Annotated in this window: 16 protein-coding genes; 1 reads left to right on the plus strand and 15 read right to left on the minus strand. The window is 71.0% G+C overall.

Annotated features, from left to right (window positions below; translation table 11 throughout):
• Positions 1–4: 4 nt before the first annotated feature.
• From ACGFZA_RS09725 to ACGFZA_RS09745, 5 genes are all read right to left on the minus strand, one after another.
• Positions 5–454, minus strand: a complete 450-nt coding sequence (locus ACGFZA_RS09725) for a hypothetical protein (protein ID WP_329539273.1) — start codon at positions 452–454, stop codon at positions 5–7.
• A gap of 83 nt (positions 455–537) precedes the next feature.
• Positions 538–2,337 carry a hypothetical protein gene (locus ACGFZA_RS09730; RefSeq protein ID WP_330829985.1) on the minus strand — a complete coding sequence of 600 codons (1,800 nt, stop codon included), beginning with the start codon at positions 2,335–2,337 and terminating at the stop codon, positions 538–540.
• A complete protein-coding gene (locus ACGFZA_RS09735; RefSeq protein WP_393678888.1) occupies positions 2,334–3,476 on the minus strand; it encodes an AAA family ATPase in 1,143 nt (380 codons plus the stop codon). Before ACGFZA_RS09735 ends, ACGFZA_RS09730 begins: the two co-directional genes overlap by 4 nt.
• Before the next feature lie 194 nt (positions 3,477–3,670).
• Positions 3,671–3,892, minus strand: coding sequence for a hypothetical protein (locus ACGFZA_RS09740; protein WP_330830369.1), 222 nt, complete (start codon positions 3,890–3,892; stop codon positions 3,671–3,673).
• Positions 3,893–4,005: 113 nt separating this feature from the next.
• Entirely contained in the window at positions 4,006–4,383 is a 378-nt protein-coding gene (locus tag ACGFZA_RS09745) for a hypothetical protein (protein WP_330829987.1), read from the minus strand.
• 224 nt (positions 4,384–4,607) lie between these two features.
• Between ACGFZA_RS09745 and ACGFZA_RS09750 the strand changes: the two genes are divergently transcribed.
• Positions 4,608–4,799 carry a hypothetical protein gene (locus ACGFZA_RS09750; RefSeq protein WP_393678554.1) on the plus strand — a complete coding sequence of 64 codons (192 nt, stop codon included), beginning with the start codon at positions 4,608–4,610 and terminating at the stop codon, positions 4,797–4,799.
• Positions 4,800–5,069: 270 nt separating this feature from the next.
• Here ACGFZA_RS09750 and ACGFZA_RS09755 read toward each other — a convergent pair whose 3' ends face one another.
• From ACGFZA_RS09755 to ACGFZA_RS09800, 10 genes are all read right to left on the minus strand, one after another.
• Positions 5,070–5,420, minus strand: a complete 351-nt coding sequence (locus ACGFZA_RS09755; RefSeq protein ID WP_393678555.1) for a hypothetical protein — start codon at positions 5,418–5,420, stop codon at positions 5,070–5,072.
• Positions 5,417–5,872: a hypothetical protein gene (locus tag ACGFZA_RS09760; protein WP_393678556.1), complete on the minus strand. Its 456-nt coding sequence runs from the start codon at positions 5,870–5,872 to the stop codon at positions 5,417–5,419. The genes ACGFZA_RS09755 and ACGFZA_RS09760 overlap by 4 nt, the downstream gene beginning before the upstream one ends.
• Positions 5,873–5,883: 11 nt before the next feature.
• Positions 5,884–7,068: a hypothetical protein gene (locus ACGFZA_RS09765; RefSeq protein WP_393678557.1), complete on the minus strand. Its 1,185-nt coding sequence runs from the start codon at positions 7,066–7,068 to the stop codon at positions 5,884–5,886.
• 54 nt (positions 7,069–7,122) lie between these two features.
• Entirely contained in the window at positions 7,123–7,932 is an 810-nt protein-coding gene (locus ACGFZA_RS09770) for a DUF317 domain-containing protein (protein WP_330829993.1), read from the minus strand.
• Positions 7,933–8,416: 484 nt separating this feature from the next.
• Complete coding sequence (locus ACGFZA_RS09775) at positions 8,417–9,052, minus strand: hypothetical protein (protein WP_330830370.1); 636 nt, start codon at positions 9,050–9,052, stop codon at positions 8,417–8,419.
• Positions 9,053–9,622: 570 nt separating this feature from the next.
• Positions 9,623–11,137 carry an ATP-binding protein gene (locus ACGFZA_RS09780; RefSeq protein ID WP_393678558.1) on the minus strand — a complete coding sequence of 505 codons (1,515 nt, stop codon included), beginning with the start codon at positions 11,135–11,137 and terminating at the stop codon, positions 9,623–9,625.
• A gap of 45 nt (positions 11,138–11,182) precedes the next feature.
• On the minus strand, positions 11,183–11,725 hold the full coding sequence (locus ACGFZA_RS09785) for a hypothetical protein (protein ID WP_393678559.1): 543 nt from the start codon (positions 11,723–11,725) through the stop codon (positions 11,183–11,185).
• A 23-nt stretch (positions 11,726–11,748) separates the two neighbouring features.
• Positions 11,749–12,219, minus strand: coding sequence for a DUF6238 family protein (locus ACGFZA_RS09790; protein ID WP_330829997.1), 471 nt, complete (start codon positions 12,217–12,219; stop codon positions 11,749–11,751).
• A 58-nt stretch (positions 12,220–12,277) separates the two neighbouring features.
• Positions 12,278–13,750 carry an SCO6880 family protein gene (locus tag ACGFZA_RS09795; protein ID WP_393678560.1) on the minus strand — a complete coding sequence of 491 codons (1,473 nt, stop codon included), beginning with the start codon at positions 13,748–13,750 and terminating at the stop codon, positions 12,278–12,280.
• An 87-nt stretch (positions 13,751–13,837) separates the two neighbouring features.
• Positions 13,838–15,211 (minus strand): ATP-binding protein, encoded by a 1,374-nt coding sequence (locus ACGFZA_RS09800; protein ID WP_393678561.1) that lies wholly within the window; start codon positions 15,209–15,211, stop codon positions 13,838–13,840.
• Positions 15,212–15,215 lie beyond the last annotated feature (4 nt).

Below are 15,215 nucleotides of genomic sequence, written 5' to 3' on the forward strand. Positions count from 1 at the left end.
CGTTCTACCGGAACGGGTTCTCGGTGCCGATGTCGTCGGACGTTGCGGCGTCAAGGAGTTCGGGCAGGTCAGCGCCCTCGGCGTCGCGCTGGTCTATCCACCATCCCGCCCGCGTGACGGTGCGGACCTTGTCTTCCAGGACGGCCCAGTCGGCCTCGTCCCAGGTGCCCTCGTTCACCAGCGCGCCGTACGCGGTGGTGACGAGCTGATGTCGGGAGCGCTCGCCCCAGGCGAGCGCCTTCTCGGGGCCTTCGAGTGGCGGCATGTCGAACTGCTCGGCCCACTCGCGGGCAGCCTGCTGCTCCTCGGCGCGCTTGGCGGCGAGCCACGCCTCCTTGGATTCCGCGTCGGAGTCGCGGGCGGCCTTCCAGCAGTCGGTGCAGTCGCGACCTTCGAGCCAGCGGGCGAATCCGACGCGCCGGTCGGCCGGACGGTTGGACAGATCGTGCGTCACTTCGTGTCCACAACTATGGACAATTTTCCAGGTCGTTCGGACTGCCACGTGATTGTTCCTGCTTTCTGTCTTCTGGCGTCGTTTCAGCGTGTCCTGCGGATGGCGTCTGTGGCCGCCGTGGCAATGGCGGCGGGAGCGCTGGAGGGCTGGGGCAGGTGCAGCAAGGTGGTCCCCGGCAAGTGGCGGGACTTCGCAGTGAGGGTGAGTTGGAGTACGGCGCAGCCGGCGGTCGTGAGCTGCTTGACGCGGGTGACGGCTTGAGCGGTTTCGTCGCTGCCGTACCGGGCGTCGGTGACGATCACGAGGAGGCGGCCGGCGCCGGGGCGGCTGAGTTCGAGGCCGTGGTCGAGTGCGTCGATGGCGTCGCCGAGGTTGTGGTGGCCGCCGGTGGCATCGAACATCGTCACGCGCTCTGGTGCTCGGTGGGTGGGTCGGGTCAATGCGGTCAGGTGCAGGTCATAGGCGATGGTGGCGGTAAGGGAGTCGGGGTCGGTCAGGGCTGCTGCGCGTGCCACGATCCAGGCAGCGGACGCGACGGGCGCGCAGGCAGCACGCATGGAGCCGGAGACGTCGACGGCGATACCCACACGCAGCGGTGGGGTGGGGGAGTTCCGGCGGCGGGTGTGGGTGAACGGTTCCGCGGTGGGGACCGACCCGGCCGCGCGCTGAGCGTCGCGGGCGAGGGCCGCGCGCATGTTGAGGCGGCCGGGCGGGGTGGGGCTGGTGGTCCGCTCCTCGGTCCGCTCGCGGTAGGCGGCGGCACGCAGGGCGCGGCTCAGGCGCGCGGCGGCACTCTGCTCGGCGGCGGTGGGCCTGCGGGTGCCGGTGACCGGGTTGCCGGAGGGCGCCGGTGTGCCGTCGGGGGTGACGGTGGTGCCACGGGCGTTGAAGACCGACTTGGCGGTGGCGGCGGCTTTGCGTCGCTGGCCGGCCCGCTGGGCGCGGTTCTGAGCCTGCGCCTTGGACTGCGCGGCCATGGCGTTGTTCGCTGCGGCCTGTGCCGCGAGGTCGGCGGCGTCGGTGGCTGCCGTGCTGTCCATGACGACCCCCACGGCGCCGGACAGCAGATCGGTGAGGTTCTCCGGCACGGGCAGGGCGGGGGCCGCGGTGTCCAGAGCGTCGCACCATTTCTGAGCGTGCGCGAGCATGGTCGTGGCGTCGTGGTCGGCGCACTGGTGGGCTGCGGTCCAGATGCGGGTGAGGGTGGCCAGCAGGGGTGCGCCCAGCACCTTTTCGCACAGATCGGCGACGGCCCGGGTCTCGCCGGCGTCCAGGATGCCGACGTCACGGCGGCCGAGGACCAGGGCCGCCACGCCGGCGGCGTGCTCGATGCCCTGGAGGGTGGGGTGGGCGATGTCGGGCATGACCAGGGTTCGGGCACTGGTGCGCAGGTACGTGCGGTCCGTGGGCCGCGTGATCAGGTGTGCGCCTTCGACACGGCTCTCCTCCAGCAGGAGCGCGGCCTCGACGACTCGGGGGTCCGCTCCGGCAGGCTCCGTCCAGACAGAGTGGGCCGCGTGCGCGGCCTCGTGGACGAACACTCCCCAGGCGGCGGGATACCGCTCCTCGTCGCCCACGATCCGCGGATTGATCTCGTGGGGCTGGAGCGGGGCGAACAGGCCGGCGTCGAACTCGACCTCGCCCAGGGCGGGGAAGAACGCGGCTGGTGCGCCGCTGCGCGTGCCGGGGCGGCAGGTGACAAGGAGGTCCTGGCGGCCGGAGAGGTCGACCAGCCGGTCGCCGAGTTCGGCTCCCACGCGCAGCCACGCGTCTGGGGAGGAACGGGGTTGCGCGGGCGGGGCGCCGTCGTCGTCCCAGCGCGCGAGGTCGGCGTCGTCGTCCGGCGTGGTGGCGGGGGACTGGACGTGGTGGTGGGCGCTCATCGCGAGCGGCCCCGGTGCGCGGAGCCGGCGCTGCCCGGGGGCTGCCGGACGGCCGAGGCGGGGAGCTGCTTGCCGAGGGTGAGGGGCGCGATCTTCTGGACGCCGACGGCCTTGATGACGGCGTCGGCGACGGCGTCGCGATCCTCCACAGGAGCGATGCCCACCAGGTTCGCCAGCGCGGCATTGGTGCCGAGGACGGCCTCGGTCTTCTGGTAGCTGAGCAGTTCCCGCAGTTGGGGGGCCCAGCCCAGCTCGCCGAGTTCGACCTGGCGGGAGAGGTTCCGGGCGACCCGGACCACCCGGGCATCGATCCTCAGCGCCTTGGCGAGGTCATAGTCCGTGCCGATCTGGATCTGCACACTGAACCGGGACGACAGCGCCTCCGTCAGAACCGCCCCGTGGACGCCGGGATTGTGGCCCGCCACCACGTAGAAGCCCGGCTCGGCCTTGATGGTCTCGCCCCGGTGGGCCTTGACTTGGATCTGCCTGCGCCCGTCCATCGCGGGATACAGCGCCGCCAGGACCTTCGGTGAGATCAAGGTGGCATCGTCGATCAGCAGGGCGCGGCCCTCGGTCATCGCGGTGACCAGCGGACCGTACTGGAAGACGTAGCCTCCGCTGTCGGCCTGTGTGTACTCGCCGATCAGGTCGCCGACCGTGGTGTCGCCGTCGCCGGCGACGGTGAGCAGGTCCGGGAACGCCGCTTCGACCAGACTCGTTTTTCCGGTGCCCGGAGGGCCGTAGAGCAGTACCGGCACGTCGGCGTCGCGCAGGCGATTCAGCGCCTCGACGTCGGGCAGATCGGCCAGCTCCCGGGGGTGGTAGAGCTGGCCCCCCGCGCGGCGGATCGGGCCGGTCTGCCTGGGCGTGGTTGCCGCGGGAGTGGTCGTGCGGGCCGTGGCCGCCTGGGCGCGGGGGGAGTGGGTGCCCGGTGGGCTGATCACAGCGGTCTGCGCGGCTGCGGCGGTTTTCGCGTTCGCACGGAACTCCGGTTGTCCGGTTCCGCCTTGGTCGGCCTCGCCGCGTCGCACCAGGGTGAGGGCGGCGTTGCGGACGGCGCCGTGGGAGTGGCCCAGCTGCCTGGCCATGTCCCCGATGGTGAGCGTGTCCGCCGGCTGGTCGGCCAGCAGTCGGGCCACCTTGGCCCGTAGTTCGCCGCCCTTGGTGCGCGCTGGACTGGTAGGCGTCCCGGGTGTGGTCAAAACGAGGCCCCTTCAACAGGTGGGGGTGCGGGCGGGGTTGGCGATGCACTGGAGAGGCTGGCCGCTCTCGGAGCGGATCGCGGACTGTGCCGACATCGGCGACCGGGCCAACCGGGGCGTACCGTCGGCGCTCACCGGCCGACCGAGGGCTCGGTCCAGGTGCAGGGGATGGTCGGCGACGAGCAGCTCGCTGGCTGCCGAGCAGGCCCGTGCGTCTGCTCCGTACGGGGTTCCGTCGATCGGCAGGCGCAGCCTGGCGTCTCTTCGAAGCCGGACTGGAGCAGGATCCGCCGGGCGGCGGCGTTGTAGCCGGTGGTGGTGATCTCGCCGGTGATGGTGTGCCGGATCGTCATGAACGGCTCTGCTGGTGCTTCGGGCAAGGCGGATCTCCTATCGGTGGTGGCGGGAAAGCGGTGGGGTGTTGGGCGAAGGCGAGGCGGGCCCGGAGCTTCCATTCCCGCGAGGGTCAGCGATGCGCGGCGTGGGCCGGGGCGCGGCGGTGTCGTCCACGGGGACGCGGTTTGCCCGGGGCGGCGAAGCGATGGCGGGCGCCGAGCAGTACTCCCAGGCAGGCGACGGCTCCGGCGGCCGGGAGTGCGGCGCCGGACGGGCCGGTTGGCAGGACGCCTGCGAGGGCCGTGCCTGCGGCATGACCGGTGCCGACCGCGGCGATCAGCCAGGCGTACGCCTCGGTGCGGGTGCCGGCGGGGGCGAGCGCGTCCAGGGTCAGGAACGCGCTGGTGATCAGAGCGGTGAGGAGGAGGTCCGGCAGCGCCGTGAACGCGGTCGCGGCGAGCGGGCCGGGGCCCAAGGCGGGCACGGTCCCCGGCTCGGCATTTCGCACCCAGTGCAGGTCCTCCTGCACTTCGCGGCAGCCGCGTCAGGAGCACCAGTTGCTCGAGTTCCGGCAGGAGGCGCGAGCGCGCGTCGGCAGCGGCCCCGTGGGCGGTGGTGACGATGATGGTGCGCGGAGCGCCGGTTCCGACTACGTGGACGTGGTCCGGGGAGGGCGGCAGGGTGCCGACCAAGTAGCTGCCGTCCCTGGGACGTTCGGTCAGGAGGAGTTCGGTGCCGCCGCCGTCGCGCAGGATCGCCGCACTGGAGGTGCGGTACTTCGGCAGCGCGGACAGCACGGGGCTGGCCTCCCACACCCAGTCCAGCAGGTGCGCCGGGATGGATCCGTCCGGGGAGTGCTCGATGTCCACCTTCCACGGGCCGGGCAGGCCCTCGGCGACGACGTGCTCGATGTCGCCGAGATAGGGACGCTCACTGGTGATGACCTTGGCCTGGCAGTCCCAGGCCGTCTCGTGGAGCTGGGTGAGCGCTGCACGTGCTTGGGCATAGTCGCCGAGGGGCAGCCGATGAGCCTCGTCCTGGTGCCGGGTGAACCCGGCCAGATCCAGGGCGGTGGTGGCCCACCGGTGCCGCTCGCCGCTGGGGAGCGCGACGATGGTGTCGCCTGCGGCGAGATGGAGGGTGATGGCGGCGGAGGAAGTCAGGACGGCGGGCTTTCGTGTCGGGGGCGTCGGATCAGCGGCGCTGCCGCCACGAGGCGCCCGGAGGCGCGGTCTGCACGGTCATGGCGGCCCTCGTGCGGCGCTGCGCCGACGGTGCGCTCGCCGAGGGCGGGGCGACGCGCAGGTCTTGGTCGAGGTCGACGTGGTAGCGGGCGGCGGTGAGCATCTCGGCCGCCCAGCTGGCGTGCTCGTTCTCCCAGGTACGGCCCAGGTCGAAGGGCAACCGGATCCACACACCCCGCAGCGTGGGGTAGGTGTCGAACCCGGCGCGGGCCAGGACACTCGCGCCGAAGGCGTCGACCGCACCTTCGACTTCGACTTGGCCGCCCCGGCCGCGGATGATGCGGATCGCGTCGCCGCTCATCGGCCTCGCCCCTTCCCGGCCGTCTGGGCGTGGCCGTTGATGGGGACGGAGGCGGGTTGCGGCGCAGCCCCGGGCATCGTGGTCGGAGCGGTGAGTCGCTGCGGGGACCGGGTGGCTGCGGCATGCGCGATGCGGTTGCGGCGCTCCATCAGCCCGTTGCGTACAGCGGGCTGCGGTGGGCTGGTGCTGCGGCCCGGGTCGAGGGAGTAGTCGGCCTGGACCTCGTAACCGTGCCGACGAAGGTCGTGCACGGCCTGGCGGGTTCGGCGGATACCGTCCTGCTCGGGGTGGGCGAGCCGGTACAGGCCCGGGGTGTCGGGGACGGGCTCGAACTGTTCACGGACCAGGAACCAGTCGGCGAGGTGCGCGGGGATGTTCGCGGTCGCGGCGGCCACGAAGCCGTGGTCGGGATGGGCGCCGAAGCGGAAGTGGTCAGACAGGGGCGAATCCATTCTGTGAGCGGTCAGCGGTGCGCCGGCGCGGAGCGCGGGGCGGGCAGCGGCGCGGGGCGGGCGGTAAGGAGTCGCGGGGTGGGCGCGGACAGCGCGGCCGGCCCACCCGGTACGGCGGCGCGGGCCTGGCGCTCGAACGCTTCGCTGTTGGCGAGCCACGTCTCGATCGCGGGCAGGACGGCGAGGCCGAGTTGCCCGCGGACCTGACTCCATTCATGGGCCGGCAGTGTGCGGGGAATCGAGTACAACTCCTGACGCAGGTCGTTCCACTCGTCCCAGGCGTCCTGGCTGAAGGCGAGAGCCTGGCGCAGACGGGTCAGGGCCGCCGTGTCTTCGGGCCAGGGCGTGGCGTCGGGACGGCAGCGGGTGAGCAGGAGCGGCGCGTGTTCGAGCACGATGCGGTAGGACAGCCAGGCGTGGTCGGCGAAGTCCCTTTCCATTCCCGCAATCAGGCGGGAGTCGCGGAGCGGGACGCCATCGCTGTACCGGCCGGATTCCTTGATCACCTGGAGGGTCTGGTGTTCTTCCCGGATGCCTTCCAGCGCACGCAGGACGGTGTTCAGGTCCTGATGGTGCAGGGCGCGCCGGTGGGCGGGCAGGAACGTGTCTGCGACGGCCCGGGCGGCGAGACCGGGATCGGCGGGCAGCACGATGCTGTGCGGCGTGGTCGGGTCATCGTGCGGATCCTTCTGCTCCCGGTCGGTGAGCGCGCCCAGGAGGTAGCCGCTGTGGTGGCCTGGGCGTTCGATCAGCAGCAGCTCGGTGCCCGAGCCGTTCTTCAGGACGGACGCGAACGGGATGCGGTGGTCTTCGAGGGCCAGGTACATCTCGCCGGCCTCCCACAACATGGGCCAGAGGTCTTCCTGCCACAGCGGGTGGGAGTAGATCTCCAGTTCGGCACTCCAGGTGCCGGGCAGTAGTGCGGCGATCTCGGTGCCGATGTCGCCGAGGTAGGGCCGGGTGCTGGTCGTGATGGTGGCGCCATGTGCGTGGGCGTGGTGCACCAGAGCGCTGGCGGTGCGTCGGGCGGCCTGCGGATCGATCAGCGGGGCCGTGAATGCGCCGTTGGGAAGGCGTGCGAATCCGGCTTCTTCTAGCGCGCGTTTGGCCTGCTGGTGCTTCTCGCCGTGCGTGATGGCGACCAGGCCCAGGTGGCGGCTGGTGGTGAGGGTGATCTCAGCGGTGGGGTTGGGCATCAAGGTCCTGGTGGGTCGAGTCCCCAGGAGCGTGTTCGTCCAGAGGGGCAGGGCTCAGAGGGTCTTCGGGGCGCGCTTGGGCTCGGGGCTGCGTGGCGGCCCGCCGTGGGGAGGCTGTGCCAAGGAACGCAGGGATGGCGATGAGAGGCGTTCGATGGTCACCAGCGGGGCGACGGCGGCGGGGAACGGGAAGGACGTGGAGCGCAGAGTGGGCCGGGGATCGAGCGTTTCGGCGGCGACCGCGTGCAGGAGCAAGGGCGGCGTCTTGTCCGTGAACGAGATGTCCCACAGGTGACCGAGGTCTTCTGGGGAGGCGGCCAGGTGCCAGGTGACGGATGTGTCTCCGTGGATGGGCGGCGCCGACGAGTCCACGGGGCGGCTGACCACGGCAGCGTGTCCGTCGTGCGAGATGAATCCGGAGAGTCCGAAGTCGTCGAAGTGGATCCAGGAGTCGGCGTCGACGTAGAGCTCCAGCAGGCCGGGCTCGGCGCCGATGCCGTAGACGACGTGATCCGGATCGGCGGCCAGTTCGCTGGCCAGGGTGCCGAGGAGCCTGGCGACACATTCGATCGGCACGAAACCCCCGATATCCGCACGCCAGCGCTCAACCGCTTCTTCGTCGGTACGTGCCGTGATCACCATGTGAGGGCCTCGGCCCACGGCTGCTTGGTCGTGGCGGATCGTGATGCGCCGGCAGGGGCTGGTGACGGTCAACGACGACGCGTCGGTGTGTGCGCTCCACGCGGTTTCCTCGGCGAAGATGTCGAGGAGCTGCTGGTGGTCGGTGGGGAGGCTGGCGGCCAGATAGCGGGGAGAGATGAGGATCTCCTCCCCGGGCCTGTCCTGGCCGGGGTCGTTGGGCATGGTTCTTCCGGTGGGATCGGGGAGCGGGTGGCGAAACGGGCCTCAACTACGCGAGGGAGGAGGCGGTATCGCGGGAAGGGTGCGTGCAGGCTGGCACCAAAACCGTGGGCGAAGACTCGCGCCCCTTCTTCCAGCTCGGCGTAGGAGTCCTGCGCCGAGCTCCTGAACGGGGGCAACGGGACGGTGCGGTCAGCGGACGCCGCCGCGTGCAGCCGTGGGTGGCGCGGCCGGTGGCACCGTGGCCGTGGTCGGTGCGGCGTGGCGCAGGTTCACGCCGATGCCCGGCTCCGAGCGGTGACGTGCGTGTCCTCCTGCTGAAGAGGGACCGGAACTTGATCGTGGCGCATGGGATTCCTCCGTGGCCGTGTGTCCCGGCGGTCGGTGGCACGGGCCTGGGCCGTGTGCTGCTGGTAGCGGGGTGTGACGTTCGACGAGGATCCGGCGATCGGCCGGTTTGGACGTGCCGCAAGCCGGTGCTAAGGCGTCAGCGGGAACGACGTGAGGGCGTCGGACTCGATGCCGGTGGCGCGGGAGGCGAAGCCAGTGAGGTCCCGCGGTTGCTGGCAGTGGAGCGGGCGTGAGCTACCTGGGCACGTTCGGTCTGCGAGGGCCGGTCGGGGCCTGCCCGGTTGGCCAGGTAGCCAGCTGCTCGGGCTAGCGCCGGGCCCTGGAAGGCCAACTCGTCCGCGTAGTACCAGCCTTCGGAGTTGCGGATCTCCTGGGCCTGGCTCGCGTAGATGTCTCGTGAGCCAGGGAGCGAGTAGTCCATGAGCTCCATGACCTGGTCCCACTCGTGCCGGATTTGGCCTGCTCGTTCCAGGGTGGTGTCGATTCCGCGCAGCCTCCGGAGGTCCTCGCTGACCGGCCCTTCGACGTAGTCGGCACCGCTGGCGGCGGCGCGGACACCGGCGAGCACCTCGGGGCCGTGGGCGAGGAAGACCTCGACGTATTTCCACGCTTCTGCGTCGCGTTTCACTTTGCCGTCCGCGTAGCCCTTCTCGTCGATGGGCCAGCTGTAGTGGTCGCAGAAGGAGTCCGAGACCGCGTCCCAGGCGTCGGACGCCTGCTTGATGCCGTCGGCGGCAGCGGCCAGGGCCGGGATGTGCTGCCGCCACAGCATGGGGTCAGCGGTGGCGGGATCCGGGGAGGGCAGGGGAGGTGGGGGGGGGAATCCATGACCGGTCCTTGTGGCTGGCTTGCTGGCTGGTTTCGCCACGTTGGCGGCAGCGGGCTGGGTCGTCGCCGGGCTACGGGTGGCTGCGGCGGGCGGGGGCCGGGTGGCTGCCTCGGCGAACTCGACAGACAGGCTTTCCGGTAGCAGTCGGACGTCCTCGATCAGCTCTTCCAGACGGATCGCCCACAGGCCCAGTTCGTCCGCGGCGCCGAAAGCGCCGTGGCTGTGGCACCAGTTGGCCGCGCTTTCCAGGAACTGGTGCATCTGGGCAAAGGCCCCGTGCCCGTCGTCCACGGTGTGGTCGAACACCTCGGTGAACCGGTCAAGATCGGGAGCAGCCTGGAGGGCGTCCGTCGCGGCGCTGACGGAGATCCCCGAGTCGGGCGGCTGTTCGTAGCCGACTTCTTTGGTGGGTGTCTTCTTCGGCAGCCAACGGGGCACGCGGCGAGAGCCGTCGTACTCGTAGTAGTCCGGCGGACCGGTCATGATGGACACGTCCTTCGCGAGGCGGTGGCTTCAATGCATTCGGGCATCAGTGTCGAAAAGTGCCAATTCGTGCGGATGTAGCAGATGTTGAACGATGAAGGATCGTCCGGCGACCTTCCAGAGGCCGCGTCCGCGGTTGAGGTGAGAGATGGCGTCCGTCTCCACTGACGTGAGTCCCAATAGGGCTGCGGCAGCGTGGAGTTGGTCGGTTTCCTGCCGGTAAATGATGCGGGTGGAGCAGTCGGCGAGCAGGCCCTCAGCCAAGGCGCGTCCGCGGGATCCGGCGTCGCCGGCGGTGAGCAGGTCGGACAGTCGGTGGATGACCATCAGGTTGGCGATGCCCAGGCCGCGGCTCAGCTTCCACTGGGACTGCATCCTCGCGAGCAGGCCGGGGTGGCGCATCAGCCGCCATGCTTCGTCGTAGACGATCCAGCGCCGACCGCCGTTCGGGTCGGACAGCGCGGATTCCATCCACGCGGAGGCGCAGGTCATGGCGAGGACGAGTGCGGTGTCGTCGCCGGAGCCGCCGAGGCGTGACAGGTCGATCGTCAGCATGGGCGAGTTGGGGTCGAAGGCCACGGTGCTGGGGGCGTCGAACATTCCGGCGAGGTCGCCGTGGACGAGGCGACGCATGGCGTGAGCGAGATCGCGGGAGGCGTCGCCGAGGCGGCCGGACATGACGCCGCCCGCCGTGTCGAGTACGTCGGGGCTGTTGAGGGTGGCGGCGATGTCGCCGAGCAGCGGGGTGCGTTCGCTCGCGGCGGCGCGGGTGACGACGGCGTCCAGGGCGACGTCGAGGCCGGTGTGCTCCATCGGCAGCAGGTCCCGCCCGAGCACGGTACGGGCCAGGGAGCCGAGCAGCAGCAGACGCCTTTTGCGGATCTCACCTGCCCAGTCGGCCTCGGAGACGCTGTTGGGCCGCGGCGCTGCGTCCAACGGGTTCAGCTTGCCTGGCAGCCCCGGCCCGAGCGCGATGGAGGTGCCGCCCAGCGCCTGCGCCACGGGCGTCCACTCTCCCTTGGGATCACATGGAACGTAGACGCGGTATCCGAAGGCGATGGAGCGCAGCGCGAAGCTCTTGGCGAGCGCGGACTTGCCCTGTCCGATGACCCCGGCCATCAGCACGTTGGGGTTGGTGAAGCCGTCGATCTTGCCGTACAGCGCGAACGGATCGAAACAGAAGGAGGCTTCGGCGTGCACGTCGCGGCCGATGTAGATGCCCTCGGCCCCCAGCCCGCCCTCGGCGAGGAAGGGGTACGCCCCGCTCGCGGTGGCTGTGGTCATGCGGTGGGCGGGCAGCTTGATCTTGTTGTTGCGGGAGGACGCCGGGCCGGGGCGGCCTGTGGCCGGGAAGAGCGGTGACGGCATATTCTGCTCCTCCGCCCCGGCTCCGGTGGTGTGGGCGGCTGCTTCGACGCGGGCCTTCGCGGCGGCCTCGGCGAGTTGCCGGCGGGCGGCCTTGCGGGCGGCGCGGTCGGTGCCATGCGGGGTGAACAGGGGGCTGGCGCTGGCGCGGCGGGCTCGGCGCGCGGGCCGGTGACTCATGGCAGGGCGGCTTTCACAAGGTGGCGGTCTGTGGCGGTGCGGGGGTCAGACGCGGGGGGAGGCGCTGAACAGGAGCGGCTCGCGGTAGCCCGTGCCGTCGCCCGACCAGTCCAGCTCGATGTAGCCGTCGGCGAGGTACTGGTACCGGCCGCTGGCCTTGGTCTTGAGGGTTCCGGTCTTGTAGCTCCCGTTGCCGTTGCCGCTGCTGTGTTCGAGCGCGTGCTCCAAGCCGGTGTAGTTGGCGTACTTCACGACCGGGTCCGTGCCGGCGGTGGACTTCTTGGTCTGCAGGTGGAAGCGCGCCTTGTTGAAGGTGAGGCTGCTGTGCTGGTTGGCCGCGTAGGGGCCGTCCCAGTTGACCGTGGCGGTGGTGTAGATGTAGCCGCCGCTCCGCTTGGCGCAGAGCCGCACGTCGAAGTCCCAGTTGTCGGAGTCGGGGCCGGTGTACGACGGGTCGTCGACGGTGTAGCTGCTGGTCGTGCAGTGGTAGCTGGCGGCGGACGCGGGCGTGGCGGTGGCCAGCGCGGCCGTGCCGGCGAGGGTGGCGAGGAGGGCGGCGGTGGAGGTGGAGCGCTTGAGCTTGCGCATGCGGGGCCTTTCGGTGGAGCGGGTTACTGGGCGCAGGTGGTGGTGTGGCCGGGTGCCGGGGCGTTGAGGTCTGCCGGAGTGGTCTTGCGGCGGACGGCGTGGCCGACGGCGAGGTGGCGCTGGCAGATGGTCAGGACGGGCGGTCCCTCGGGGAGCCGCTCCGGGTGGCACTCGGCTTCCGTTGGGGCCGCGTCCGCCACGGGCAGGAGGTGGAAGGCGTCGTGCACGGCGGCGGTGGCCTGCCACAGTCGGGTGTGCGCGGTGGCCAGATGTCGGCTGGTGGCGGGATGCGGCGGCCGGGTGGTGTCGGCGAGCTGGTCGAGCAGTTGGTGCAGCGAGGTCAGATGGGCGTGCAGCACGTCGAGGTGCACGCGGTCTGCGGGCGAGGCGGGGTGTTCAGCGCGCGGGGCGTGGGCGCGTGTGTGGTGGCGGATGCCGGCGCTGGCGGCCCGTAGGTACGGGTACGCGTCGCCGACGGGGGTGGCAGAGGTCAAAGGGGAAGAGTTCCTTCCTGCCGTGGTGGCAGGACGTCGGCGGGTGGCCGGGCGGGGGCTACAGGGACGTGCGGGCGAGCGGCAGGGCGCCGAGGGTGAAGGCATCGGGCTGCTGGAAGTTCAAGCGCCGCAGGTCGACCTGGGCGGTGACGGCAGCGGTCTCGATCTGCGCGCAGGCGGCGTCGAGCAGGGCGTCGGTCTCGGCGGAGACGGTGAGCAGCCCGGTCAGGGCCACATCGGCGTGTCCGGCGATCAGCTGGCGTTCGCGGGTCTTGACGTCCGCGTACTCCACGCTGTCAGCCTCGGAGTCGACCTGTCCGCGCCGCGACCTTTCGTTCGCGTCCGCGACGATGGCGGCCTTCTTGCGCTGGACGTCGCGCATCGCGGACTCGAGCCCTTGGGGCACGTATATAAGGGAGAGGGTGCGCCGGACTCCGGCGGTGAACATCAGGCCGTGCAGGAAGCCGGCGCTCGTTTCGGTGCGGGGCCAGTCCTCGACCCAGTAGGTGGCGTGCCGGGCGGAGTCGGTGGCGAGCCGGTCGTACTCCTCGACCTGGACCACGGGCCCGGCGGCGGCCGGGTCGGCTTCTGCCCGTCCGGACTCCGACCACTGCTGCAGTGCGGACAGTGCCTTGGGGTCGTAGGCGGTGCGGATGACGGCGGCGATCTCGCGCGCAGAGAGCCAGCCGGTCACCATGAGTCCGGCGCTGCGCGCGGCCTGAGCGATGGAGCTGGTGGTCTGTTCCAGCACGGTGAAGGCGCCGGGTAGCCCGCCGCCGGCCTGGCTGATGAGTCGCTTGGCGGCCTTGAGGTCGAGGGAGATCGCCACGTACGCCTCGTGCGGGGCGGCGGCGGGCCCTGCGGAGGCAACCAGTTCGCTGTAGACCTGTCCGGCGACCGGCGTTTCGGGGTGGCCCTGTTGGCTCCAGTGGCGGGAGAGGGTGTCGCCGCTGTCGGGCACGGTGCGCTCCAGGACCTGCACGGTGGCGACGTGTCCGGTACGGGCGATGCCCGCGAGCGATCGTCCCCACCCCGCGACGTTGTGGTTCTGCGTCGCCGGATCCAGGAGTGCGAAGGCCCTGCTGGAGATCCGGGCGACGGCGGTCAGGGTTTGGTGGTGCGGGTCGTGGACGGCAGCGGCACCGTTGGCGGAGTCGCCCGGGGTGACCACGCGCAGCGAGGCGGCGGTGCCGGGCAGATGCAGGACACCGTCCTGGCGGGGCCGGGTGACTGGTCGGGCGAGCCACAGGGTCTGGCCGGTGCAGCGCCGCTGGGCGAAACGCAGGACGATCGGCGCCCAGTCGATCAGCGAGCGGCCATGTCGACGGATGGCGACCAAGGCGGCGACCACGGCCCACAGCGGTGCCAGGGCGATGGCGCCGAGCAGGCCGGTGGAGACCACGGTGGCCAGCAGAAGCGCCAACGTGCAGGAAACCAAGACGAGTTGGGGCAGTGACAGGCCGAGCAGGATGCCGCGCTTCGACCGGTGGGGGAATTTGACGGTGAGCGGTGTGACGGTGAGATCAGACAAGGGCCGTTCCGAGGGTGGGCGGGAGGTGGCCGGGGCGGCACGCGGCGGCATGTGCGCGGCGCGTGCCGCCCCGGAGTCGGGCAGGGGCTACAGGCCGGCGGGCGGGGGCGGCGGCGCGCCGGCCCCGCTGGAGGTACTGCCTGAGTCCGGTGCCGGTGGAGCGCCCTGGGGCGGGGGCGAGGACGCTCCGGCGCCGGGCTGCGACATGAAGCCACTGCTTCCCCCGGAGGGCGATCCGGAACCGCCGCCCCCTCCGGGGGCACCGCCTACCTGACCGCTTGTGTCGTCGCTGGGACTGGTCGGGGGCGGCTGGACGGCCTTCTCCAGGCCGTTCTTGAGCCCTTCGGCCCCGGAAGAACCCTGCGAGCCTTGGCCTTCCTTGCCGCTGTCGCCTCCGGTGGGGTTGGCGGCGATATCGCCCGGGAACCCGCCGCCTCCGGCGGCATCCGGGCCCTGCGGGGCGCCGCCCGCTCCCGCTCCTGCTGCCGCGCCGCCCGTTCCGGCGGTGGCCGCAGCGGCAGCGGCCTTGCGGCCGGCCTTCTCGGCGTGCTGCCGGGCGAGCTGCGCGCCGGCGCCACCAGCGCGGTGAATCGATTCTCCGTCCGTGCCCTCGGCCGCCCAGTGCACAAATTTGAACGTGGCGTACGGGCAGAGGAGGACCAGAACCATGATCACGATGCCCGCCATGACGTCGGCGAGCGCTCCGAGGCCGTCCTTGGCTTCGGTCTTGCCCATGGCGGCGATGCCGAGCACGAAGATGATGGTCATCAGCAGTTTGCTGACGACGAGGGTGGCCGTGGCTTCGATCCAGCCGCGGCGCCACCGGCGGGCGACTTCCCAGCCGCCACCCGCGCCGGCGAAGACTGCGAGCGTGACCATGACCAGAATGCCCACTTTTCTGACCATCATGACGCACCAGTAGAGGAAGGCTCCGCAGGCGGCGCCGAGTCCGGCGAACGTCGGGACCAGCCAGCCCAGGCCGGACAGGGCTCCGATCTGGGACACCTTCACGATGCGGCGGACGGCTGTTTCGATGTTCAGGTGCGATGAGGCGAACAGGCCGTCGGACAGGGCGTCGACGACTTCGATGGCGACCGTGGTCAGGGCGATGGCGCAGAAGGCGAACAGGACGCCGGACATGGTGCCGGTGAATGCCTGGGCAAGGGCCTGTCCGTCGCGTTTGACGGCGGCCCGGATGAGCTGCGCGCAGAATGTCCCGACCAGGATGATCAGGCCGATCGGCAGCAGCATCTCGTAGTTGTCGACGAACCATCCGGCCCGCAGGTCGACCTTGGTAGTGCGGTTGACGGCCTCGGCTGCCAGGTCGGCTGCCGCGGCGGCGAGTTCGCCGACGCTCTTGGCCATCCAGTCGCCGACAGCTTTGATGGGATCGCTCGCGAAGTCGACGGCTTCGCCGACGGCGCACAGTTTGTCCGCGAGAGGGAAGTCGCAGAAACCCAAAAGA

The sequence above is a fragment of the Streptomyces sp. NPDC048211 genome (genome assembly GCF_043202315.1).
Taxonomy (GTDB): Bacteria; Actinomycetota; Actinomycetes; order Streptomycetales; family Streptomycetaceae; genus Streptomyces.